Source organism: Lactobacillus acidophilus, assembly GCF_034298135.1.
In the GTDB taxonomy this organism is placed as follows: Bacteria; Bacillota; Bacilli; order Lactobacillales; family Lactobacillaceae; genus Lactobacillus; species Lactobacillus acidophilus.
The window spans coordinates 1,328,212-1,353,504 of the sequence record NZ_CP139575.1 but is presented as its reverse complement, the minus strand read 5'-3'; the positions used below and the strand labels follow the sequence as shown (position 1 = coordinate 1,353,504).

Sequence of the window (25,293 nt, the reverse complement as noted above, 5' to 3'; positions counted from 1 at the left end):
AAAAAATGATCAAAATAGAAAAGAGAAGATTAATGTCACTTAAAATAAATCAAACTGTGTCTAAAGATGCACAAGCTAGAACCCTGTTAAAGGACCTTTTAAAAGTTCACCAAATTCATCAAGCATACCAAGTACGTGATTTAACAGATGCAGATGAACAAATTTTAGAAAAATCGTTTAATACTACGCGTAAAATGATGCCCCAAATTTCAGCTAAAAAAATTAAGTTTGAAGATAAAAAGTGGGACTCATTATTCAACTTTTTAATGGCAGAGCAAATTGCATTTGCACGTGTTCTTACAGATGGTGATGATAACTTAAATGACTATGTTCAAGCGAAGAACCAAGCTCAACAAGCTTATGCTTTAGTTGAAGCAGGAATTAATAAAATCGAAAACGAAAATAAATAGCATGTAAAGACTTAAGGAAGACATACATCCCTAAGTCTTTATTTTTTTATAAAAAAATGATGACAGAAATAAAAATGAGTGTATAATTAAATAAAAATTAATCAAACCAATATTATATGAATTTGAAATAATGCTTTATGTATAGACAATAATAGAACTATACCAATTATTTCAAAGGCTGATATTTTAGAAATCGTTTCACATTCGGAGGGAAAAAGATGATTAACCAAACGAACACTCTATTTGTTTTTGTTGCCAGTGTTTTAGTTTTCTTCATGACACCTGGACTTGCCTTTTTCTATGGTGGCATGGTTTCAAAGAAGAATGCTGTTAACACAATGATTTCAGTTTTCATGATTACAGGTGTCGCAATTGTTTTGTTTATTGCATTTGGCTATAACCTAGCTTTTGGTAAAGATGTTGGCGGAATCTTTGGCTTTAGTAAGAGTTTTTTCTTAAATGGCTTTGATTTAAAATCTCTTTATTCTAAAGATTCAGGAATTACGATTTTAACGTATTTAATGTTTCAGATGATGTTTTCAATTATTACTCCAGCTTTATTTGTTGGAGCAATAGTAGGAAGAATGAAATTTAAATTTTTAGTAGCTTTTGTAGTTATTTGGTCAATTTTAATTTACTATCCAATGGTTCATATGGTTTGGACACCAAGTGGAATTTTAGCTAAAACAGGAATGTTAGATTTTGCAGGTGGGACTGTAGTTCATATTAATGCCGGTATTACCGCATTGCTGTTATCAATTTTTGTTGGTCCACGATTAGGCTTTGATCCGGATGGCGAAGTAAGACACTACAACTTACCTTGGGTTTTGATGGGAACCAGTATTTTATGGATTGGTTGGTATGGATTTAACGTTGGCTCTGCCTTAACTGTAAGTGACGTTGCTACTCAAGCATTTCTAACTACAACCGTTGCAACCGGTACTTCATTTGTAGTTTGGATGTTCTTAGATATGTTTCTTAAAGATAAAACTAATATGATTGGACTTTGTACGGGTGCATTATGTGGCTTAGTTGGCATAACTCCTGCTGCTGGGTATGTTACTGTAGCAGGCGCATTTGCAATTGGATTCATCTGTACATTAGCTAGTTATGGGTTTATTCATGTAGTTAAACCAAAATTAGAAGTAGATGATCCTCTCGATGCATTTGGGTGTCACGGAATTTCAGGAATTGCAGGCTCAATTTTGACAGGTGCATTCGCCACTAAGATTGTTAACCCACAAATTGAAAATGGATTATTTTATGGTGGTGGTTTACATTTAATTTCTGCTCAAGTATTGGGAACCGTGTTTACCATTGTATTTGTTGGTGTGATGACTACAGCAATTGTTTTACCACTTAAGAAATTTATTCCTATTAGAGTTTCAAGAGAAGAAGAATTAATGGGGCTTGATTTAGCAGAACATGGTGAACAAGCAGACTATGGAATTGAATTTGAAGAAAAATAATGGTGATTATCTGCTATAATATACTTACTAATTATTAGTAAGAAGGATAAACATGATACATAATAAAACTATTGATGCACAATTAAATCACCGTTCAATTCGTAAATTTAAAGATATAACTTTAAATAAAGAACAATTAGAAACTTTATATTCAGTTTTTGCACAAACTCCAACTAGTATGTTTATGCAAAATGCTAGCTTGGTACATATTATTGATCCTGAGCAGAAGAAAAAGATTAGAGAATTATGTAATCAAAAATATGTCGGTGCAGAAGGTGATTTATTCATCTTTGTAGTTGATTTATATCGTAATCAACAAATTAGAAAGCAACTTGGTAAAGATGATGGACGAGTTCACACCATCGATATCTTTTTCCAAGCGATGGAAGATACCTTGCTCGCTTACCAAAATGTTGCTAATGCCGTAGAAAGTATGGATTTGGGTTACGTACCACTTGGAACAGTTAATGATCATCCGCTTGAAATGCTTAAGACGCTTGATTTGCCTGAATTGACTTTTCCAGTATTAGGGATGCAAGTGGGTGTGCCTGATCAAAAACCACAATTGAAGCCACGTTTACCCTTAAAGTTCATCTGTTTTGAAGGTAAATATGATAAGGACTTCAATGTGAAAGATTTGAAAGATTATGATCAAGTAGTTACTACTTATTATGATTTGCGTGATTCTAATCGTCGGATTGATTCATTTACTAAGCAAATCACCGGTGCTAAGCTTGATAATCATGAAACTGATCGTGATGAATTACCAGAAGAACTTCATAAGCAAGGTTTGTGCTTAGACTGGAAGTAAGATGATTTTAATTACTCTCATAGCAACGAGGTTATGAGAGTTTTTTGATGAAATTGCATCCCTTAAATAGTTTTGGTATAATTCTAGTGTTATATGGCTTGCTGAATTAGCTCAGTTGGTAGAGCATCTCCCTCGTAAAGAGAAGGTCGCCAGTTCGACTCTGGCATTCAGCATTGAGAAGATTAACTAAGCTTGATTATCCTTTATTTATCAATGTTTTACGAAGATAAGTAAAGGATAATTTTGTTTAATAAAGGATATTTTGACACACGGTTTGACACAGAAAAAATTAATGTGTCAAAGAAATGCAAGAAGGTACAAATAAAGACTATCACGACGGGCGTTAAGCCCGTTTTTTTGTGTGTCAAGAGGTGTTATGAAAATAAATTACTTGTATAATGAATTTATTAGATTTCATTTTTAGGAATATATATATGAGTATGAAAAGTAATTTTGAATTTTTAAACAAAAACGAATTAACACAGCAATATTTTGTTAGATCAAATCAAGCAGAACAAAGTTATGCGATTGGAATATATCCTAGTGTCTTAATTATGGTTAGAACCATCGCTGAAAATATTGCAAAAGATGTTGCTGATCAAAATTTCATGGACGTTGAGCATTCTACCTTTAATGATATTCTCAATAGATTAAAAACTGGAGCATACATTGATAAATTTGCTGTGGATCTTTTCTATGCAATTAAAGGACCAGGAAATGTTGCAGCACATACTTTAGATGGTGCTTCTAAAGAAGAAGCGTTAAATTCACTAAAGAATTTATATTCATTGTTTGTTTGGTTTGTCGGTTCATATTATGATGAAAAAATAGATATAACTGCTTTTACTGAACCTAAAAAGGAAGATAATTTATATCAAACAACAAGTTATTCAAGTAATGCTGAAAAGAATTTAATTTATATTCAAACAGCAGATAATTCTAAAGGTCAATTTCCAGCGTATATCGGCAGTCAGAAAGTTGGTAAAACCGGTGTTGGTGACTTAGCAGAAGATAATTCAGATAATAGTCTTTATTTACGAGATTGGGCTACTAAACGTATCAATCAATACATGAATACTTCAGGAGTCCCATTTAAATTAGAATGGGCGGAACTTGCTTATCGTAAATCTGATGGTTGGTGGTTTTCTGACCATGATGTTCATCGTGTTCTTGAAAGATCAGGAATAAAACATAGTGATAATTTAACTGGAGATGAATGGTTTAAGACTGATTTAGAAACCACTAAAAGAGCAATTAAAGCAGTTAAAGAAAATAAAGATAGCATTTCTATAACTGATAAAGATAAAGCAGATAACCAAATCGTTTTAAGACCAGAGCAACAAGCGGCAGTTGATAAGACTAAAGCTGGTTTTAAAACAAGTAAGAAGATGCTTTGGAATGCTAAGATGCGGTTTGGAAAAACTTTGACTGCCTTAAAGTTGATTAAAGAAGAAAAGTATCAAAAAGTTCTTATTATGACTCATCGTCCTGTTGTCAATGATGGGTGGTTTGATGATTTTAACAAAATAGGAATGCCTGATGCAGGATACATTTACGGATCTAAGACTAAGGGATATAAGAGTGTAAAATCACTTGAAAAAGAAGATAAATCATATATTTATTTCGCTAGTATCCAGGATTTAGCTGGTTCAGAAATAGCAGGTGGTAAAGTCTCTGATAAAAATAGAGACTTATTTGGCATTGATTGGGATTTAGTAATCGTAGATGAAGCTCATGAAGGTACGCAGACTGAATTAACTCAAAATGTCTTAGATTTAGTTCTTAAGAAGAATACTAAAGAACTTGATTTATCAGGAACTCCGTTTAATATTCTTTTTGACTTTGATGAAGATCATGTTTATACCTGGGACTACACCATGGAGCAAGAAGCTAAGCAGAATTGGTATGAGGAACATCCAGGTGTGAAGAACCCTTATGAAAGTCTACCTAAGGTTTCAATGTTTACTTTTGAAATGAATAAAAACTTTAGTGATCCCCGATTTAATGATATTAACTTAGGTAAACCGACTTTTAATTTCAAAGAGTTCTTTAGAACAGACAAGGATGGAAAGTTCGTTTACGAAAGTGATGTTAACCGATTTTTAGATAATATTTCTAATCCTGGGAAGAATAACTATCCATTCTCGACTAGACAATTTAGACGTAATTTACGTCATACATTGTGGATTATGCCAGGTATTAAAGAAGCAAATGCGCTAGAAGATTTATTAAATCAGCATCCCGTATTCGGAAAAGAATATAGAATTTTAAATGTTGTCAGAGGAGATAAGTCCGATGAACTTCTTGGAACTGACAATGATGCTGAAGCAGAAAATAAACAAATTGCAAAAGCTGATAAAGAAGGATTAAACACAATTACTCTAACTGTTAGAAAATTAACTACAGGTGCTACCATTCCTGAATGGACTGGAGTATTATTCTTATCAAACATTAGTAGTGCCATGCAATACTTGCAAGCAGCTTTTAGAGCTCAAACACCATATAGTTCACCAGAATTTGGTAAGAAGGAAAACTGTTATATCTTTGATTTTGCACCAGATCGTGCTTTAAATATTATGGCTGAGTCAACTAGTTTAGCTACTGGTGTAGGTAAGATTCAGACTAAAGAACAACGAGAAAGAATGGCTAAATTGATGAACTTCTTGCCTATCTTAGGTGAAGCAAATCAAGGGATGAAACCATTTAAAGTTGATACCTTGCTTAGTCATATTAAGCGTGCATATGCTGAAAGAGCAGTTAGAACCGGCTTTGATGATGATTCAATTTATAGTGATCAATTATTGCTAATTAAGGAAGATGACTTAGAGCAATTTAATAATTTAAAAGGAATCATTGGTACTACCAAGAAAGAAAAAGCTCCATCTAAATTTGATGTTAATCATCAAGGGTTAGATGAAGGAGAATATGATACTGCGGAAAAGGCTCGTAAGAAAAAGAAGCGCGAAAGAACTCAAGCAGAACAAGATGCGATTGATAAAGTTAACGAATTGAAGAAACAACGTCGCACTATGATTTCAATTCTTAGGGGAATCTCTATTAGAATTCCATTGATGATTTATGGAATGGATATCAAGTTTGATGAAGAGGTATCTATCAATAAGTTTGTTAATAATATTGATGATGTTTCTTGGAAAGAATTCATGCCTAAGGGTATTACTAAGGAATTGTTCAAGCAGTTTATTAAGTACTATGATGCAGATGTCTTTATTGAAGCTGGTAAAATAATTCGTCAGCGCGTTAAAGATTTAGATAAAGTTGATCCACTAGATAGAGTAGATAAACTAGCAGAGATTTTCGCTACTTTTAGGAATCCAGATAAGGAAACTGTATTAACTCCTTGGCGTGTTGTTAATATGCACTTAGGCAAGACTATTGGTGGTTTATCATTTTATGATGCAGATTTTAAATCATCTTATGAAGATGGAAAAGCCGTTAGAAGATGGATTGATACTGAATACACGAATAAGGTATTAAATCGCGATGCTCATATTTTAGAAATTAATGCCAAGACTGGGCTTTATCCTTTGTATGCGGCAACTTCAATCTATTGGTGTGAATTCCAAAAGATGAATGAAGAAACAGCGGGAAAGTTCAACTTTGAAGATGAGATATTGCTTTGGCAAAAAATTTTAAGAGAGAATATCTTTGTGGTTGCAAAAACACCAATGGCTAAAGAAATTACAATTAGAACATTAACTGGATATCATTCTGATTGGATTAGTGATGTGAGCGCGGTCTATGTAGAAAATATTGTTGAAGATTCGAAGGCTAGTGTAAGTAAAGAAGCTGATAAGATTGAAGGGATGTTTGGAAATATGAAGTTTGATGTAGTCATTGGTAATCCACCTTATCAAGAACCAACTAATAAAAAGACGGTTTCTGGTCAACAACCTGTTCAAAATATTTTTCAGTATTTCCAAGAATTGGCTGATAATATGGGGGTAAAATATTCTTCACTTATTTATCCTGGTAAAAGATGGATACATCAATCCGGAAAAGGATTAAGAAAATTTGGATACGATTTAATTAATGATCCTCATTTAGCAAGACTTATTTTGTTTGAAGATTCTAATCAAGTATTTAGTGATGTAAGCATTCCAGACGGTATTAGTATAGTTTTTAAAGATTATCAAAAGGATACCACATCTTTTGACTATGATTATATTTCTAAGGATGGCAGTGTATTTAGAGAGATATCTGTAAAAGCTCCAGGGAAGAAATTATTAATAGTAGATCCTCGAGATATGAAAATAGCTAATCAAATAGATTCTTTTGTTTTTAAAAATAATTTAGACTACATTAATAATAGTTCGGTGCTTAATAGATCGTTGTTTAAAATTGAAAGTAATTTTGTAGAAAATAATCCTTCATTGGTGAGACCTTTAAGTAAGGATAGTAAAATTGATCATTCTACAGAAATCAAGCTGTTTACTAACGACAAATCAGGAAAAAGTGGTCGTGCCAAGTGGTTTATCACAAAACGTTCTGTAATATCATCTCATCAAGAGTTAATTGATGAATATCAGGTGGTAGTATCTAGTGCAAACGCTGGTGGACAAAAACGTGATAACCAAATTCAAATTATTGATAATAACTCTGCTTTTGGGCGTTCTAGGGTAGCTCTTAAATCTTTTAAGACAGAAAAAGAAGCAAGCAACTTTATAAAATATGCTAATAGTTATTTTATAAAGTTTGCATTTTTATTAACTGATGAATCTTTAACATCATTAGGGAAAGAAGTTCCAGATTTGTTGGATTATTCTGATGATAACAAATTTGTTGATTATTCTAATTCTATAGATAATCAATTATTTAAACTGTTTAATTTTAATGCTAATCAAATTAACTATGTGATAAATCGAGTGAATAGTGTAAGGAGATAAAAATGTGGATAAAGGACTTAAATATAAAAGATTATCGTGCATTTCAAAAGGAGACTAATATTGAATTAAGCAAACACTTAACTGCTATAGCTGGTATGAACGGTGTGGGAAAATCAACAATTTTAGCAATTTTAACTAATGTAGGTGAATTGCCCAAAAAATATAAAACAATTGGTGGATCATTATTTCGTGGTGAATTTAGTGATGTAATTATGTATGATGCTGGTTATGATAAACCAGGAGATAAAGTGATAATACATTTTTGTGGATTACCTGAAAATAAAAATAAATATAATGTTACTAATAAAATTGGATTTCGAGCATCTATACATAAATCTAAACGTAAGAAGAATACGTATACAAAAATAAAAGATAAAAACGAAACTTATAAAAAGAAAACAAGAGATATTACTTACTATAGATATAGACTAATACCTAAAAAAAGTGAAGAGCATAATAACGAGAAAAAAGTAATTTGGCCATCTCTATATTTAGGTTTATCTAGATTAGCTCCGTTAGGTGAGTATGATACTGCAGTGGCAAAAAAGGTTCCAGAAAGTATTATTAAGAAGATGACTAAAATACATGCAGAAATTTTATCTGAAAAATATGATCCTAATATAGATTTTGTTAATTTAGACGTTGGTTCACAACACCTAAAGGCAGATATTAAAACTGAATTGTACGGTTTCAAGTCAAATTCTAGTGGTCAAGATAACGTTGGGCAGATAATTGAAGCAATAATATCCTTTGAGTTATTAAAGAAAGAGTTAGAAAATGAATATCAAGGTGGAATTTTAGCCATAGACGAAATAGATGCGACATTGCATCCAGCTGCTCAATATAAATTAATGGATTGGCTTTTAGAACAATCAAAAAAATTAGATTTACAAATAGTTTTTACTACACATAGTTTAAATTTGTTAAATCATTTAAATAGATTACAAAAACATAACCCCAATGATGTGTTAACTAATTATCTATATACTTCTGTCGAAACACCTGGAAATATTAAATTAAGAATAAATCCTAGTAAGGAATTCTTAGAAAATAATTTGCAGGAAACGTATTCAAAATTGCAAATAGAAAAGAAGAAGATAAAGGTTTTAAGTGGGGATAAAGTTGCTATTTGGCTATTAAAAAAGCTGATTAATGTTTATGAGGAGCAAAGTTCTGTATTAAAAACGTCTCTTGAATTTATTGATATAAATTTTTCATGGACACAATTAATTCAATTACGTGATCAGGATTCTGGTAATTTTAAAAATTACATCTTTATGTTAGATCCAGATATGAATCCTCAAAATACACCTGATGATAATTTAGCCCAGTATATTCGTGATAATAATGTTAGTTTTAGTGTAAATACTAGTACGGATAATGTTTTTACTTTACCAGGAAATTATGCAATTGAAAAAGAATTGTGGTTATTTTTGAATAAAATTGATCCAAATGATTCACTTTTTTGATGATGATAGCTTAAGTAATCGTGGGATAACCGGAAAAGAAAAGATTTATCAGATGAATACGTTTACTGTCGGTGATATTACTGGTAATACAGGTAAAAATGAAGAAATAAAAGTAGACGAAAATAGTGAAATTAGGAAATTTAAAAAGTGGTATAAATATATATCTATAAATGGATATAGAGATAGATTCACTGAATATTGGATGAAGGAGAACATAGAGAGTATCAAAGAATTTCTGGGTAAATTACGACAAAAGTGTGAAGCTATACTAAGTGAGGATTGATAATATGCCAATGACTAAATCACCATTGAGATATCCAGGAGGAAAGAGTCAGTTAAGTAGCTATGTAGAACACTTGTTAAAAATAAATGATATCAATAACACATATATCGAACCATTTGCTGGTGGTTTTGGTGTAGGACTAGAATTACTATATAGCAATTCAATTAATAATGTAGTATTAAATGACCTGGATCCTAGTATATATTCTATATGGAATTACATTCTTAATGATACTACTCATTTTTTAGATTTGATCAAGGCAACGCCTGTAACTATAGAAGAATGGAGTAGGCAGAAAGCTATAAAAAATGATAATTCAGTGAATGAATATTCAATAGAAAAGGCATTTGCTTCATTCTTTTTGAATCGTACAAATATAAGTGGAATTATTAATGGTGGTCCTATTGGAGGAAAAAATCAAAATAGCAAATATAAAATAGATTGTAGATTTAATAAAGAAAAGCTAATTAAAAAAATCAAAAAAATATCTTCATATAATTCACGTATTAAATTAACAAATTTAGATGCAAATGATTTTATTCTTCGTGAAATTCCAAAATATGATGAAAAATCTACATTTATTTTTTTGATCCGCCATATTATAAACAAGGAAAAAATTTGTATCTATCATTTGTTCATGCTGATGAACATGAAAGGCTTGCTAACAATATAATAGACCTAAAAGATTACAAATGGATTACTACTTATGATGTAGAAGAGAAAATTTTAGAATTGTACAAGCCGTATGTTCAATCTTTTACTTACAGATTAAGATACTCAGCAAATAAGAAAAAAGTGCAAAAGAATATATATTTGCAAACAGAAATACTAAATTAGAATCTTTTGAAAAAGTAACACTTACTAAAATTTAATTAAATAAAAAATTGATTTTTACCTTCTTTTAGATTACATGTTTTCAATATATATTTTTTATATGAACCTTTTTTTAGAAAGAGGATGAACTAGTAATTAAATGCCAGAAAAAATTATAAAATCCGCTGATCGTGTAAAAGACATTGGTGAGGTATTTACACCTAAAAAGATCGTAGATTTTATGCTTGATCAGCCTGAAATACAAGAGAAAGTTAATTCTTTGACGGCTACTTTTTTAGAGCCTTCAGCAGGCGAAGGAGCGTTCTTAGTTGAATTACTTAAGCGTAAATTATCCTTTGTTACAGAGCAGAGTAAGGATATGAAAAAAATGCAAATTAATTTTTTGCGAGCTCTATCCACTCTATATGGTATTGAACTCATGCAAGATAATGTTGAAATGCTAGTTATAAACATGGTAAATACCTTCAGGGATGTTTATTTCAATACTTTTAGTCATGAAGATCAAGATCAAAAAGTTTTAAAAAGTGCAAATGTAATTATCTCTGCAAATATGGCGCAAGGAAATGCTTTGACTCGTAAAACCAATACTGGAGAGCCAATCATTTTTAGTGAATGGAAGCCACTTCCTAAAGGTAAAGTTCAAAGAACTGAGTACACTTTTGATTCAATTGTTGAAGGCGGAAATGCGACAGGAACTGTCCAATCTGAATTTGAACAACTAGATTTGTTTGCTGAACCAGATAATAATGATCCTGAAGATGATGAAAACAAAAGTTATGTTCCATGTTTGTGGGAAGATATTTATAAGAAGAAAATAGAATAATTCAAAAAGCCTATCATGAAATGTAAACTGATAGGCTTTTTCATGTAACTAAATAATGATTTCAAATTCAGAATTATGCCAAAGTATGGTCAAGACTGTGTGTAACAATGGCTTGATGTATTTGTTTAATCTAATTTGACTGGGAAGGCCATTGCTATTAACTTGGGTAGTTAGTTTATGGAAAGTTTTTAGCAAATGCTGTGAAGCATCAGGTGTAGATAAATGATTAACTACTAATTGAATCAATGTTTGTAGGTCAGGATCCAAGTCATAGATATCTAAACAATTATTATTGCAGGCATATTTTAATAGTGACCAATGATATATTGCCTGCGTTAAAGTTAATCTACTTGCTTTGATATTCACTCCTTTGGCAATGGTTTTTGGTGATTTTGCATCCAAAAGAAAAGTGTTATCACTAGCAATTTTTACAAAATATTCCTTAATAGTTGTGGTAATTAAAGAAATAAGTTCTTCTTTGGTAAAGATTAATTCATCAAAATTTGATTTTTTAAAGTAAATTCTACATGCCTCTCTGAACATTAATGTAGAAGGAATAGCATTCTTGTCCCGCCAATCTCTTACCATTCTAGGAGTAACGATTGTTATTGGGTCATTATCAGTGGGCTTCAAATCTTTGAATCTAATAATGTCATTTAGCTTTCTAGTAATATCAGACATATTATCAGTTGAAGACCTTAGTAAAGTGCTTAACACTGTCTTCTTATCGTAAATAATTGTTGATGACATGTTGTTGTCAACAAGCCGGCTTATTGTTCCTCATTTCTTCATAATTTAGAGCTCAAATCAAATAATATCTGATATTTTAAATTGGGGGTGTTTTGCTTAAAAAACGTTAAAATTCAAACTCAAAAAAGAAAAAGTACTAAATAATTAGGCTGAGTTGTTCGCCATTTAGCATTTAAAATACATTAGCATATAAGGTGTAAAGGCTAATTCAAGTCTTTAAAAAATGAATTTTAAATGGAGGATAACAACATGTTTAAACCAAACATTTCACCAGAAGCATTACTTTCAAGTTACACAGTAAAGGTTGCTGAAGTAACTGCAAGAAAGGTGAACACCGATTATCACAACTCAACGGACGTATCTGAGTACCCATCACTAGTTAAGTTTGTGATTGTTAACGACAATAAGAATGTTAACGATGGTCAAACATTCTACATTAAGCTAAAGAAGACTGATGGGCTAACACCAGGAGACAAATTTGATTTTAGTAAAGCTAAAATTGTTAATGGCAAGGTGCATTTTTGGGCGCGAAAGAACTACGTTAATGTGTCAATCAAGGGAGATACAGTGACTCGAGTTCAATAAACATAAAAAATCTTGTTACTCTTGGTTGATTTATCCTTGATGTAACAGGATTTTTGCGTTTTTTGTTATTTTTAAATTTTTTCCAAGTGACATTTGGAGGTATTGGGTTCGATTCTATCGATAGAATTGATAGTTAGACTTATAAAATATTAGTAAGGAAATTATTATGATTGGACAAAATACCTCACTTTGTGATTATATTGCTCGCGTTGTAGATGCGAGACTTTCTTTCATTTACTCTGATCAAAGCAGCATAAGTAACTCATATACTTTTTTAGAAGAGATAAATGGAAATGGATTACTTTTCATTTTGCGGTATCCATCAGGAATGCAATTAGATGCGTCAACATACTTTCAACTCTACGACATAATTGCTCCTGCAATTTCTAGTGTAAAAACAATGATCAGACCTTTAACTTTTCAATTAGTTCAGATTGATGATGAACCGCTAGAAATGAGTCAAGGTTTTTTCTTTCCGTGGAGAGATGGCCGAGCAAGAAGATTGATTGGAAACATTGATGATGTAATTTATGGGTATGATCTTCAAAAAGAAATACCAATAATGGAGGGAATGACTGCTTCAAGAAAAGTCTCTAGTTATCTAATAACTGGAAATACAGGAAGTGGAAAAACTGAAGCATTCAAATACTTTACTCAAGTTTTTGCTAAAACCATGAATAAGAGTAGAACTCAAAATGCAAAAGTAATTATCTTTGATAGTAAAAAAGGTGCAGGTTCAAGGTGGGCTAAAAGGAATGATCCTGATATTGAATTAATTGTTCCTAATAAAAATGATCGTCCCGAAGATTTCATTCCCAAGATCAATAATAAGCTTTCAGAAATAATTAACATTATGAATCAAAGACAGGATGCTCTATTCAATAGTTCTAGTAAGATTACTACGGATGCTAATGAATTAGATGTTCCGCCTATTTGGATAATGTTTGAGGAGTTTGAGGGAGTTACGCTAGGACTTAGTTCACGTTCTTCACAGATTCAAGACTTATACCGTTTGTTAACTCAAATTGCCCTTATGGGGCGTGAAAGTTTAGTTGGATTGTGTATTACTTCGCAAATAGCACGAAACGATGTAATTCCCATCCCGATTCGTAACCAAATGATGGTGAAGATTTTACTAGGGGTTATTAACTCAAGTTCAACATCTTACTTATTTGGAGATTTATCAGATTCTTTACCACTACCAATGGGTTCAGTTGGGACAGGAATTATTTCTATTGATGATGGTTTGCATTATGGTATTGAACCTGTTGAGATGCCAACTATATATGAATAAAAATTGAGAAAAAGTCCACCAAAACAGGGTGGACTTTTTCGATTTACGATGTAGTGATTCAAGTTAAAGTAGTGATACTAAGTTACATAAAGTAATTAGTAGTTAATATTAAATCAAAGGAGAGATCAGTATGATCCGTATTTTATTCATAATTATTACTGTTTATTTAATTACTAAAACTGTACTTTGGTATTCAGATTGTGAACCTGAATCCAGTAGAGAACTACGCAAGGCATTACGTTATAGCGATTACAACCTTAGTTATATTGATAAAGTTGCTAATGTAATTGCATTGGGTGCGAAGGTCGTAGTCACGGATACTAAGACACAGATTGTTGTTCCAACTAAAGGGTTCTGGCAATTATCTACTAATGCACAAGTTAGAGCTTGTCTTAAACATCGAATGGATAATGACCAGTTTAGAAACTTTATGCTGATTAATTTCGATAAAAACTTAATTTTTTCAAATTTAGAAATTAATCAAAATAATCTAGTTAAAACTGGAATGAAACCTTTATATAGAAGTCGACGCCACCGGCCCTAAGCCGATTTGGCAGGCGACTAAGTTCATACAGGGTTAATATAAGTGCATATAGACTAAATTTCTTAATACAGTAAGATCGGTGGGCTTGTTATACCGATCGTTAAAAATGTGCAATGTGTGTAATAAATTTTAGGAAAAAGAGAATGAAAGAAAAAGGTAAAAAGATAGTTAGAGCTAGACAATTCACGTATGTTCAAGATACAGATCATTTGAAAGTTGAACCTAAACAATTTCAAGATTTTTTAAGTAAATCTGGTGCTGTAGAATGGGCATATATTTTACATGATAAAGATGCTGATCAAAACAACAAGATTAGAGATCATTATCATGTAGTTCTCAAGTATGCCAATCCGCAGACAATTTCTAAGATTGCAAATATTTTCAAAGATAAGGAACAATACGTGCAGATTTGGAATGGTCGGATAGATAATGCATACAGCTACTTAATTCATGAAACTTCTGATGCGCAAAACAAATATCGATATTCACCTAAAGAGGTTGTAGCTTCTTTTAATTTTGAAAAAAGAATTGAAAAGATACGAACTTCTATAAAACGCAAGTCAAGCTTTAAAAATGATATTGAAGAAAAGCTGAAAGATTATGCTGAAAATATTATTAGTTTATATGAGCTCAGAAAAAGTATTGGTGATTATGCTTTTACTACACCAAGCATTCAACGGCATATCAAAGAAATAAAGAAACTGCATGATGAAGACAACCATCAGAAATGGCTTAGATCGTTTGATGGTAAGAAAATGAAAGTGATTTGGCTTTATGGTGAAGGCGGGACAGGTAAAACTAGGTGTGCCAGGGCAATGACTAAAGATGATGATGTCGTTGTATTGGGTTCATCAAATGATTATTTTCAAGCTTATGACGGTCAACGGGTAATTATTATTAATGATTTACGGCCGTCAGATTTTAAATTTGGTGATTTGCTAAAACTATTGGATCCATATGAGCATAGTAAAGAAGCACCAAGAAGGTATAGAAATGTCAAATTGAATTTAGAAAAGATAATTATTACAACACCATATTCACCAATATCTTTTTACAATCATTGTTATATAGAAGATAAGAAGATTGATAAGATTGAACAATTAACTAGAAGAATTACCCAAACTATTGAAGTTACAAATGAGTTCACCAAAAAATTCTTAAAGGAGCACGAAAGAGATGAAAAATCAGATTCTTAATGGTAAACAACTTCGGGAAGAATTAAACATTAGTACTACAGTGTTTTATAAATGGAGAAAAGCTGGGATGCCAGGTCATTCTATAGAAGGTAGTAGAACTTTCTATAGACTAAATGAAGTATTAGTTTGGCTTGAAACAGCTGGCTACAGAGAACAAGAAACCTGGACAAAGTCATAGAGAATCGAAGTAGAAGAAGGTATAATATAAGTGTCTTTATTTTTACCTTCTTTTTTTATTAAAAAGAGAAGGAGATTAGAATTACAATGATCAAGCAATTAAAGACGGGGAGACATAAAGGAGAATATTCCATTAGAATTCAACCACGTGATAAACAAACAGGAAAACAGATTAGTTTTCCTGTTAAGTATGCTACAACTAAAAAAGAAGCTCTTAAAATTGAACGTAAGATGTGGGCTGACTTTGAAGATGGTATGAATCCAGAAGATGGAAGAAAGATTTTTAGTAAAATGTTTCGCCAATATGTAGAAGAACGTAAAAAATCTATTTCTCCCGTAACCTATAAAGCATGGAACGATTCCGCCAAAATTTTTGATAAATATTTCCAAAATAAGGAAATTCAAAATATTACTGTTAATGAAATAAGTAAATTTGCGCATGATTATGCTAATGATCACAATATAAGGATCAGTCCTAATTGTGTTTTAACAACACGATTATTTCATATGAAGCATTTTTTTAACACATTAGTTGGCACTAGTTTAAAGAAGAATCCAGTTCCAGAAAGACCATTACGATTCTTTTTTAGAAAAAGTAATTTTTCGGTAACTCAAAGTCAATATTTATTTTCTGATGAAGATCTAGATAAAATAAAGCAGGAAATAAAACAAGAATTAAAAACTTCTAGTGTCGTTAACTCAACAACTAAACTTGCGATTTGGATTGAAGTTGAAACGGGAATGAGACCCGCAGAAGTGCAAGCTTTAAAGTTTAGTAATTTAGTTAAAGAGGAAGAGTATTGGACTTTCAAGATCAATGATAGTTGGTCTGATTATGTTAGTGGCTTTAATGGGGCGCTAAATGCTAGACCTCATGGTTATTCAAGATTTGTCTTGCCCATAACAGATGATCTGGCTCAAAATGTTCAAGCTTTCAAAAAGCAACAATCAGAATTTTTAAAAAAGCATGATCTTAAAAATAAAGAAAATATGATTTTGTTAAATCTTAGGAATTATAAAAAAATTGCCGAAGGTAAACCAGTAACTCAAAAAGGTATGAATTATATGTTGAAAGAGATTTGCAAAAAATTGGATATTGAGCCAGGTGATTCCAAATTGTCTCTTTATAGTTTTAGACATACCATTTGTACCAAGTTGGCTAATAAACCCGGGATTTCATATCCATGGGCTGCTGAGCGTATGGGGCATACATTAACAACATTCATGAAGACTTATGTTGGTGTAGATAAAGACCTTGACAAAGAAATGATTAAAACTTGGTTATCGTAAATTGACACCGAGTTTGACACAAAGTATAGAATCATAGTCTGTAAACATTGATTTAATAAGCTTAAGAATTAAACTTCTGTGCTGGCATTCAGCACTCAGAGTACTAACAAAAAGACCTGTAACGAAGCCCAATCGCAAAGATTGAGTATTCGTGCAGGTCTTTTTTTGTTAGCATTGTCTATTAATGCCCATTTGTACATTTTTATTGGCCTTAAGTAGTGCAGCACCATTGCCGATATCTACGCTGCCATCAAGCAACCCTTCATCAGAGCTTAAACTTAAACTGCCAGCATTATAATCCATTACCATATTAGGTCCAAGCATTGTTTTATCAAAATCTGAAGTATAAATCTTCACATTTTGTTCATTAGCAATTTTTACTGGATAGTCAGGATCAACCTTATCTAACCAAATAATTGAAAAATGTGCTCCCATACTGCAGCTGCCACCTTGAATAGAATACTTGCCGCCGCCATCATCAGTGATTAAAATAAGTATTTTATCTAGGATTTCTCTTCGTTTCAGATAATCAACTGCGTTGTCGGTAAATTTTATGTTAAGCATATCCTCAGCTTCTTTCTTAATCTTTACCTAATTATACAAAAAACCATCTCTTAAATAATTGATCTAGATCAAGAAATTTGAAATGATTATAATTTATCAGCCCAAATAATAATTATTTCTTGCCATTCACCGCTTTGGCCGATGTTACGAAATTGTAGACTAAAAATTTTGGCATTCATATGTTTTTCTTGCCATGATTCGTAGATTTCGTTGGGCATATCTTCAGTTGATTGATACTTAAAAGCATCTACATGTAAGTTAGAAGCATCAATTGCATTTTCTGGGTTAAACATAATAGTCACTTCTTTTCCTACATTTATTATATACAGTTTGATAAAGCATTGTTCAAATTATGATTATAATAGAGATAAGCGAATAACATTAGGATAAAAGGGAGCGATAAAAATGTCACTTTGTCAATTGTTTATTAACAAAGATCAAAGTAAATTTATGTTAATTAAAATGCCTGACGAGATAACCCCAGATTATTACCAAGAATGGATTGGTAAAAAAGAACAAGAAAATGATATCCAATCGTTTGGCTTTTCTCAACAAATGCTTGATCGAATTGCCTTAAAATATTTGGATGACAGTAAGGAAAATCCATATGAAGCAAAGTATGTTTTGTTAAAAGCTCCAGATGAAGAAGAATTATTTGTATCTAGTCTAGAACTTAGCTGTAATGAAGACGAAAAGATGGATATTGTCAGAAGTGGTTTATTAATTGTTTTTGACGAAGAAGAAATAAAGCACTTCACCCAAATTTTACAAGATGTGTGGAATCAAGGCTAAATACAATAAAGCACTTATATTGAAGAAAAATAAAGAAGGGTAAAAATGACCCAGAAAATTATTAATAATACGTTAGTAGACAATCGGACAAAAGACAATTATATTTTCATTTCTGATATTCATGGCAACCTTGAAACACTGGATTTAATCAGACAAGCAAAGCGTGATTTTCCAGCTGCTCAATTGGTTACTGGTGGAGATTATATTGATGGTCGCGACCATGTAAAAGAAGTCCTTGATTTTTTAATTGAACAAAAAAGTGAAGGGGCAATAATTTTATTAGGCAATCATGAACTAATGATGCTTAATTATGCTAATGAATGTGAACATCAAGATGGAATTTGGTTTTACAATGGTGGACGAAAAAGTTTAGAACAAATGGTAGGCCAGGATGCTTCATCAAAAGAATTACGTATGAGTAAGTATTATCGTTTTTTAAAAACTTGCCTAATTATGTATGAAACACCTAAATTAGTTTTTGTTCATGGCGGTGTCAGACCAGATGAAAGATATAATGATCCTACTAGTTATAATAGCGTTGATCATGGATTTACAATTGACTATGACTTTTATCGATTATGGGCTAGAGAAAGTTACTGGTACTCTGATACGTTAAATAAGACAATTGCTCATAATAAAACGAATAAGACAATTATTACGGGGCATACGCCGACTTATGCACTAGAAGGTATTTATGATGACGGAAGAATAATGAAAAAGACAGCTCCAGATGATTGTATAGTAAGAAAAATGCAGTATCCTGGCGAGGCAGCAAGAATTTTTACAGATGGTGGGTCACATTCTGATCCATTAATTTATCCGCACAATGATGGTAATGTTGTGGTTTTAAGTGGCAATGGTGATATTGTAAAAATCTATAACTGGAAGAATCAACAAGGAACAGATTTTCAATAAAAAAGATCGAAATTCTCGTTAATAAGAATTTCGATCTTTTTATTATCTAAAATTATAGATAATTCGATTTAGAGATCTAGAATTATAATTAATCTTCGACTTTTTTAGCTTCGTTCATAGCCTTCATGATTGAAGGATTCTTTGAATGACAATCTTTGATCATTTGTAAATCTTCTTCGTTTAATTCAACAACATATTTACTCATGTTACTTTCCTCACTTTTATTAAAAAATACAATTTAACTATAGCACTTAAGCTATATACTGCAAAGATATAGTATTCATTTTTCGTTTTCTTATTGTTATTCATTAGTTTGAAGAAATAAAGTAAAAAACATTTTAAATCAACTGGCATTTTAACCGCTTTCATTGTATTATAATGTCATAGAGGTATATACCGAATTTGTAAAAGCTAAGTTTTAGTAGATCGAAGAGGAATATATTATGGCAAACAAAAAAACAAGTGGAGGTTTAAATGCGTTCGTTAATGAGCATATTATGCCAGTGGCCGCTAAAATAGGTAACTTCAAACCCTTAATTGCTGTTCGTGATGGTATTGCAATGGCAATGCCTTTGATCATTGTGGGATCGTTATTCATGATCATTAACTCCTTCCCAGTTCCAGGCTGGTCTGACTGGCTAGCTAAAACAGCAGTGCATGGTGTGAGTTTATCCCAAATTATGGCTAAAATTACCAATGGATCATTTGGGATTATGGGGCTGATTGCTGCCTTTGGTATTGCATGGAGTTATGCTAACCAACATAAAACCGACGGTGTATCAGCTGGCATTATTTCAGCATCAGTATTCTTTATTCTTACACCAAGTATTATGAGTGGAGACAAAGTTCCTGTAGAAGGATTCCCTTATACTTATTTAGGTAGTAGAGGTCTATTTGTAGCTATTATTTTTGGTCTTTTGAGTGCATGGATTTTCCAATGGTTCATTAACCATAACATCCAAATTAAGATGCCAGAAACTGTACCACCTGCTGTAGCTAAGAGTTTTTCAGCTTTAATTCCAGGTGCTGTAGTAATTGCAATTGCCGGTTGCGTTTACTGGCTATTTGCTTGGACTGGCTGGGGTAATATTCATGATGTAATTATGAATATTTTGGCTAAGCCGTTAGGTGCCTTGGGTAATACTTTGATTGGTACTTTAGTATCTATTATATTGGTAAGTTTATTCTGGTTTGTTGGTATCCATGGCGGTAATGTTGTTAACACAGCTATGCAACCAATCTGGTTAATGCAAACTGATGCTAATCGTGTATTAAATCAAGCGGGTCATCTAGATTTGGCACACGGTGGTCACATTATTACTCAACCATTTATTGATAACTTTGTATACATGGGTGGTGGTGGTGCCACTATCGGTTTAGTACTTTGCATTGGTTACTTAGTATGGCGTAAACGTGCAAGTAAGCAAAATGAAGTTTTGGCACCATTAACAATTGTTCCTGGCTTATTTAATATTAATGAACCAACAATGTTTGGTTTGCCAGTTGTTTTAAACTTAAGTCTAATAATTCCATTTATTCTTGCGCCAATGGTTAATGCAATTACTACTTATATCGCTATGAATTTAGGCTTAGTTCCATTATGTAACGGTAGTGTTGTTCCTTGGACTATGCCACCAATTATTTCTGGATTTTTAGCAACCGGTAGTATTGCAGGATCAATTTTGCAATTAATCAATATTGTTTTAGACATCTTAATTTACTTGCCATTCATGGCAGCATTAAATAAACGTCAGATTGTAGAAGAAAATGAGGCAAAATAATGGTTACAAGATTAATTAGTGCAAATTCAAGCGATTTATTGAAGATGAATGGTGAAGAATTGAAGCAAAGTATTAAAGCTAGTGAAGGTCGAACCGTTCTTAGTGAAAATGTAGTAGTACAGCCTGCAATTGATGGGTTAACCATGTCTGAAATTGCGGCTGCGTTTGGGGCAGATTTGATTTTACTTAATTTATTCGATGTCTTTGAACCAAAAGTCAGCGGCTTGGAAGATCAAAAAGATGTTGTTAAAAAGTTGAAAGAATTAACTGGCCGCCCAATTGGGGTGAATTTAGAGCCCGTTGATCCTGATGCGAAGATGGAATCAACTAAATTTGACTTATCCAAAGGTAGAATTGCGACGGCCGAATCAATGCGCCGAGCAGAAGAATTAGGGTTTAATTTTGTTTGCTTTACTGGTAATCCAGGAAGCGGCGTAACAAATAAAATGATTGTTGAAGCTGTTAAAACAGCAAAGGATAATTTTTCAGGCATGATCATTGCAGGAAAAATGCATGGTGCAGGTGTAGATGAACCTGTAGCTGATGAAGAATCTGTTAAGGCAATGATTGATGCAGGAGCAGACGTGATTTTGACTCCAGCAGTAGGTACTGTGCCTGGCTTTACTAGCGATGAGCTGATTAAGATCGTAAAAATTGTACATAAACATAATGGTTTAGTAATGAGTACAATTGGTACAAGCCAAGAAAGTTCAGGTAAGGATGTTATTCGAGAAATCGCCTTAACCAATAAGACCTGCGGAGTTGATATCCAGCATATCGGGGATGCCGCTTGGGGTGTTGTTCCACCAACAGAAACTATCTTTGAATTAAGCAAGACTATTCGGGGCTTGAATCACACAATCTCAAGAATGGCGCGCTCTATTAACAGATAATACATAAAGAAAGACGTTAGTCTTTCTTTTTTTATTTTGCAATTGTATTGCAAATTATTAAAAGCGAACATCCTTTTGCACATAGCAAATAAAAATTTGAAAATGCTATAAACCTTGATATAACAACATTTTGTATCATCAAAAATAATTTACATAAATATTACAAATGTTACAAAAATGACACATTTGGTAATAGTTTCTTAATAAGCGAGTGATATTCCTGTTATGGTTCTGAAACGTAAGGCTTGTAATATATACCATGTCAATTGAATGAGACAGACGAATACGTGAAAATTCGTTACTTATAATTTTTATAACTTTTAAGGAGAGAATTTTTTTGAAAATCAAATCTATCTTAGTTAAGTCAATTGCAGTAGCTGCTATGTCAGTTACAGGTGTAGTAGCAGCAAATAACGTAACTTCAAACAATGCACAAGCTGCTACTGTTCAAAATGATGCTAGCGTAGTTACAGTAAACTACGTTGCAAACAACTCAATCAACGTATACAACAATTACGAAAACCCAGTAGCAACAGGTCAAATTTTAGCAAGTAATACTTCATGGAAAGTTATTAAGACTGCTTACGACTCAAAGGGTAACAAATGGTACGACTTAGGCAAGAACCAATGGGTTCGTGCTAGTCAAGTAACCGCTGGATACACTGCTTCAGCAACAACTACTGCACAAACACAACAATCAACTACTACTCAAGTAGCTAATACTCAACAATCATCACAAGTAGCAACTCAATCACAAACTGCAGCTGCTTCAACTACTAGTGCTTCATCATATACTTCAAGTGCATCTGGTTCAGAAGCTAGTGCTAAGGCTTGGATTGCTGGTAAGGAATCAGGTGGCTCATACTCAGCTACTAATGGTCAATACATCGGTAAGTACCAACTTTCAGCATCATACTTGAATGGTGACTACTCAGCAGCTAACCAAGAAAGAGTAGCTGATAATTACGTACAAAGTCGTTACGGTTCATGGACTGCTGCTAAGGCATTCTGGCAAGCAAACGGCTGGTACTAAAAATAATTCTAAAATTGAATAACAATTTAATATTTGATAAATAAAAAGGGGTGTTCTTCTTCTAGGGAAGAGTACCCTTTTTTTGTAACTAGTTGATTACGGTATAATAAATGTATAATTATAAGAATAAAAAAGGAAAGGAGTAAGATCATGTCTAAGAAAATTTTTACTAAATTACTGACCAGTATTTGTTTAATGGGCCCAATTAGCACCACTATTCAAATAACACCACAAGTAGTTCAAGCAGCCAGTAATAAGGTACAAGTCAAAGGAAGTAAAAAGATCCGCCTTTATAATTCAAAAGGTAAAAAGACCAAATATTATGCTTATCCAGGTAAAAGATATGCTTATTCTACTAAAAAGAAATTAAAGATTGGCAAGAAAACATATTTGGCTTATAAATTAAATGCTAATTCATATTGGCTACTTGCTAAAAATGCTAAAGTTGTAAAAAATACTACCTCAACTGTTCCTACTTCTTATTCTCAAGCTACGATTAAATTACCAAGCGGATATACTTTATCCGGCTTGCTTGAGGCTTATAAGGGAGCGCCAAGTGAAAGCTTTATTGATGCTTCAATGAAGGGAATGGAGATTAATAACTTTTCACGTGTTGCTAAAGGGGAAAGCAGTAGTGATAAAAGGGTAATTAATCCTAGCAAATTGACAGCTAGCGATCAAAAAGAATTGACTGAATTTGCACTTAAAATAATTAATAGTGCTCGTGAGCAACTTGGTTTGCATCCTTGGATTTATAGCTCAGGAACACAACAATTAGCCAATGATATTGCAAAAGAATATCAAGATAATGGTCGCAGTATTAGTGATGGAGACCATTACATTTCAGGAATTGTCAGAGCATGCAAAAAGAACGGCTTGGACTTGGATGACAATTACGTAGAGGATATGGCCGGTTTCTCAATTAAAAAGACAACTATGCCTATGGGTGAAATGAAAAAGGATATTTACTTCGGTTTAAAGCAAATGATATTTGGTTTTACCGGTTCAGGTGAAAGCACTAGGAATAATAAGTCATTGTATCGTGAATGGGAACATGCGGGGGACCTATTTAATACACAGGATTCAGTTCACGATGGAGACTATAACTATTATGGCTTCAGTATTTCAAAAACAGGAAATACGTATTCAATGCATTTTATTAGTGTTCCAAATTTTGTGGTTGAAAGTAGTAAATATAATGTTGGTTTTAAACCATAAAGAAATAATTTTACGGAGAATAATATGACAAAAACTATATATTTAGTTAGACATGGACAAACGTATTTTAATTACTATCATAAGGTGCAAGGGAGATGTGATTCACCGCTAAATGAAAAGGGGATTCGTCAGGTAGAATTAGCACGTGATTATTTTAAAAATAATAATATTAAATTTGATAAGGCATATTCATCAACTCAGGAAAGAGCCAGTGATACACTGGAAATTATTACTGATCATGAAATGCCTTATGTACGTTTAAAGGATTTACGTGAAAAGTGTTATGGTATTTTTGAAGGAAGAGATGAATTTTTGCTTCCTTGGAATTACAATAATACTAATATTGATCCTACAATGGAAAAAGATGAAGACGTAATAGCTAGAATGCGTCGTGCTGTTGTTCAAATTATAGATGGGCTAGATGACGGTCAAACTGCGCTGGTTGTAGGACATGGGGATATTTTAGCTAAGTACGTAAGGGATGCAACTGAAAATGTGAACTTTTCTGGTTTTGGAAATGCATCAATTGTTAGGTTAACAGTTGATGGTGAAGACGTTCATTTTGATAGTTATGTATGGCCCGCAGAGGATTTGAAACAGCTTTAAATGACAATTAATTTATATTTAGTTAGACACGGACAAACTTTATTTAATCAACAACATCGTATGCAAGGTAGTAGTGATTCTGCTTTGACTCAATTGGGGATTAAGCAGGTTGAAACTTTGCGTGATTATTTTGAAAAAAATAATATAGTTTTTGATAAGGCATATTGTTCAACTCAAGAAAGAGCTAGTGATACGTTAGAGATTATTACTGGGCCAGAGATGGAATATACCAGGTTGAAAGATCTAAAAGAAAAAAATTATGGCACCTTTGAAGGAAAGAAGACACCTTTTTGGTTATTTAGACGCTTTACTTCTGGATCAGTTGAGGACAATCATGAGGTGGTTGAGCGGATGGAACGCGGAATTAATCTGATCTTGAGGGATGCCAAAGATGGTGAAAATATTCTGGTTGTAGGGCATGGCGATAGTATGACGCGGTATATTCGTGAAAAAGCCTCTGGTCATAAATTCCGCGGCTTTCATAATGGGGAGTATGCATTACTAGAGAGTAATGGGCATGAGGTTAAATATGTAAAAAGTGGCTGGCCTGCTAAAAATATCCATGTAGATTAATTAACTGGTAAATAATACATCCTATTTTTACACATTAGCTTATAATAATGTATGTGTAAAAATTTATGATACGAGGCAA

The 25,293-nt window shown here is 32.5% G+C and carries 25 protein-coding genes and 1 tRNA gene; 23 read left to right on the top strand and 3 right to left on the bottom strand.

What is annotated here, in order from left to right; all coding sequences use genetic code 11:
- Positions 1 to 32: 32 nt before the first annotated feature.
- The 9 genes from SO785_RS06280 to SO785_RS06240 all read left to right on the top strand — a co-directional run bounded on the left by SO785_RS06280 (position 33) and on the right by SO785_RS06240 (position 11,003).
- Entirely contained in the window at positions 33 to 410 is a 378-nt protein-coding gene (locus SO785_RS06280) for a hypothetical protein (RefSeq protein WP_015613312.1), read from the top strand.
- A 218-nt stretch (positions 411 to 628) separates the two neighbouring features.
- Positions 629 to 1,879, top strand: coding sequence for an ammonium transporter (locus SO785_RS06275; protein ID WP_011254164.1), 1,251 nt, complete (start codon positions 629 to 631; stop codon positions 1,877 to 1,879).
- A 52-nt stretch (positions 1,880 to 1,931) separates the two neighbouring features.
- Entirely contained in the window at positions 1,932 to 2,690 is a 759-nt protein-coding gene (locus SO785_RS06270) for an NADPH-dependent oxidoreductase (RefSeq protein ID WP_003546159.1), read from the top strand.
- A 100-nt stretch (positions 2,691 to 2,790) separates the two neighbouring features.
- Positions 2,791 to 2,863: transfer RNA gene (locus SO785_RS06265), tRNA-Thr, on the top strand.
- Between the two features lie 267 nt (positions 2,864 to 3,130).
- The gene (locus tag SO785_RS06260; protein ID WP_025079793.1) at positions 3,131 to 7,594 is read left to right on the top strand and encodes an Eco57I restriction-modification methylase domain-containing protein; all 4,464 of its coding nucleotides are present in this window, start codon (positions 3,131 to 3,133) and stop codon (positions 7,592 to 7,594) included.
- 2 nt (positions 7,595 to 7,596) lie between these two features.
- Positions 7,597 to 9,063, top strand: a complete 1,467-nt coding sequence (locus tag SO785_RS06255; protein ID WP_021874032.1) for an AAA family ATPase — start codon at positions 7,597 to 7,599, stop codon at positions 9,061 to 9,063.
- A complete protein-coding gene (locus tag SO785_RS06250; protein ID WP_021874033.1) occupies positions 9,047 to 9,346 on the top strand; it encodes a hypothetical protein in 300 nt (99 codons plus the stop codon). The genes SO785_RS06255 and SO785_RS06250 overlap by 17 nt, the downstream gene beginning before the upstream one ends.
- Before the next feature lie 4 nt (positions 9,347 to 9,350).
- Positions 9,351 to 10,019 (top strand): DNA adenine methylase, encoded by a 669-nt coding sequence (locus SO785_RS06245; protein WP_021874034.1) that lies wholly within the window; start codon positions 9,351 to 9,353, stop codon positions 10,017 to 10,019.
- Positions 10,020 to 10,319: 300 nt separating this feature from the next.
- Positions 10,320 to 11,003, top strand: coding sequence for an N-6 DNA methylase (locus SO785_RS06240; RefSeq protein ID WP_003546169.1), 684 nt, complete (start codon positions 10,320 to 10,322; stop codon positions 11,001 to 11,003).
- A gap of 48 nt (positions 11,004 to 11,051) precedes the next feature.
- Here the strand turns inward: SO785_RS06240 and SO785_RS06235 are convergent, their stop codons facing one another.
- Entirely contained in the window at positions 11,052 to 11,753 is a 702-nt protein-coding gene (locus tag SO785_RS06235) for a hypothetical protein (RefSeq protein WP_003546171.1), read from the bottom strand.
- 249 nt (positions 11,754 to 12,002) lie between these two features.
- Between SO785_RS06235 and SO785_RS06230 the strand changes: the two genes are divergently transcribed.
- From SO785_RS06230 to SO785_RS06205, 6 genes are all read left to right on the top strand, one after another.
- Positions 12,003 to 12,338: a hypothetical protein gene (locus SO785_RS06230; protein ID WP_015613314.1), complete on the top strand. Its 336-nt coding sequence runs from the start codon at positions 12,003 to 12,005 to the stop codon at positions 12,336 to 12,338.
- A gap of 166 nt (positions 12,339 to 12,504) precedes the next feature.
- Positions 12,505 to 13,632, top strand: coding sequence for a cell division protein FtsK (locus tag SO785_RS06225; RefSeq protein ID WP_003546175.1), 1,128 nt, complete (start codon positions 12,505 to 12,507; stop codon positions 13,630 to 13,632).
- A 130-nt stretch (positions 13,633 to 13,762) separates the two neighbouring features.
- Entirely contained in the window at positions 13,763 to 14,176 is a 414-nt protein-coding gene (locus tag SO785_RS06220) for a hypothetical protein (RefSeq protein WP_003546177.1), read from the top strand.
- A 143-nt stretch (positions 14,177 to 14,319) separates the two neighbouring features.
- Complete coding sequence (locus tag SO785_RS06215; RefSeq protein ID WP_003546178.1) at positions 14,320 to 15,372, top strand: Rep family protein; 1,053 nt, start codon at positions 14,320 to 14,322, stop codon at positions 15,370 to 15,372.
- Positions 15,353 to 15,550: a hypothetical protein gene (locus tag SO785_RS06210; protein WP_003546180.1), complete on the top strand. Its 198-nt coding sequence runs from the start codon at positions 15,353 to 15,355 to the stop codon at positions 15,548 to 15,550. Before SO785_RS06215 ends, SO785_RS06210 begins: the two co-directional genes overlap by 20 nt.
- 86 nt (positions 15,551 to 15,636) lie before the next feature.
- Positions 15,637 to 16,839 (top strand): tyrosine-type recombinase/integrase, encoded by a 1,203-nt coding sequence (locus SO785_RS06205; RefSeq protein ID WP_021874036.1) that lies wholly within the window; start codon positions 15,637 to 15,639, stop codon positions 16,837 to 16,839.
- Between the two features lie 168 nt (positions 16,840 to 17,007).
- On the opposite strand, the gene SO785_RS06200 is transcribed toward SO785_RS06205, so the two are convergent.
- Entirely contained in the window at positions 17,008 to 17,403 is a 396-nt protein-coding gene (locus SO785_RS06200; protein WP_003546185.1) for an iron-sulfur cluster biosynthesis family protein, read from the bottom strand.
- An 86-nt stretch (positions 17,404 to 17,489) separates the two neighbouring features.
- Positions 17,490 to 17,696, bottom strand: a complete 207-nt coding sequence (locus tag SO785_RS06195; RefSeq protein WP_021721275.1) for a hypothetical protein — start codon at positions 17,694 to 17,696, stop codon at positions 17,490 to 17,492.
- A gap of 112 nt (positions 17,697 to 17,808) precedes the next feature.
- On the opposite strand from SO785_RS06195, the gene SO785_RS06190 reads away from it, so the two are divergent.
- The 8 genes from SO785_RS06190 (at position 17,809) to SO785_RS06155 (ending at position 25,214) form a co-directional block, all read left to right on the top strand.
- Positions 17,809 to 18,195, top strand: coding sequence for a hypothetical protein (locus SO785_RS06190; RefSeq protein ID WP_003546189.1), 387 nt, complete (start codon positions 17,809 to 17,811; stop codon positions 18,193 to 18,195).
- 45 nt (positions 18,196 to 18,240) lie between these two features.
- A complete protein-coding gene (locus tag SO785_RS06185) occupies positions 18,241 to 19,110 on the top strand; it encodes a metallophosphoesterase family protein (protein ID WP_003546191.1) in 870 nt (289 codons plus the stop codon).
- A gap of 443 nt (positions 19,111 to 19,553) precedes the next feature.
- On the top strand, positions 19,554 to 20,891 hold the full coding sequence (locus SO785_RS06180) for a PTS sugar transporter subunit IIC (RefSeq protein ID WP_003546197.1): 1,338 nt from the start codon (positions 19,554 to 19,556) through the stop codon (positions 20,889 to 20,891).
- Positions 20,891 to 21,784 carry a DUF7916 family protein gene (locus tag SO785_RS06175; protein ID WP_003546199.1) on the top strand — a complete coding sequence of 298 codons (894 nt, stop codon included), beginning with the start codon at positions 20,891 to 20,893 and terminating at the stop codon, positions 21,782 to 21,784. The genes SO785_RS06180 and SO785_RS06175 overlap by 1 nt, the downstream gene beginning before the upstream one ends.
- Before the next feature lie 337 nt (positions 21,785 to 22,121).
- Positions 22,122 to 22,817: an aggregation-promoting factor gene (gene apf / locus SO785_RS06170; RefSeq protein ID WP_003546204.1), complete on the top strand. Its 696-nt coding sequence runs from the start codon at positions 22,122 to 22,124 to the stop codon at positions 22,815 to 22,817.
- 150 nt (positions 22,818 to 22,967) lie between these two features.
- Entirely contained in the window at positions 22,968 to 24,035 is a 1,068-nt protein-coding gene (locus tag SO785_RS06165; protein ID WP_003546206.1) for an SEC10/PgrA surface exclusion domain-containing protein, read from the top strand.
- Positions 24,036 to 24,059: 24 nt separating this feature from the next.
- Complete coding sequence (locus tag SO785_RS06160) at positions 24,060 to 24,641, top strand: histidine phosphatase family protein (protein ID WP_003546208.1); 582 nt, start codon at positions 24,060 to 24,062, stop codon at positions 24,639 to 24,641.
- Positions 24,642 to 25,214 carry a histidine phosphatase family protein gene (locus tag SO785_RS06155; protein WP_003546210.1) on the top strand — a complete coding sequence of 191 codons (573 nt, stop codon included), beginning with the start codon at positions 24,642 to 24,644 and terminating at the stop codon, positions 25,212 to 25,214. It abuts the gene before it with no gap.
- The last annotated feature ends 79 nt before the right edge of the window (positions 25,215 to 25,293 follow it).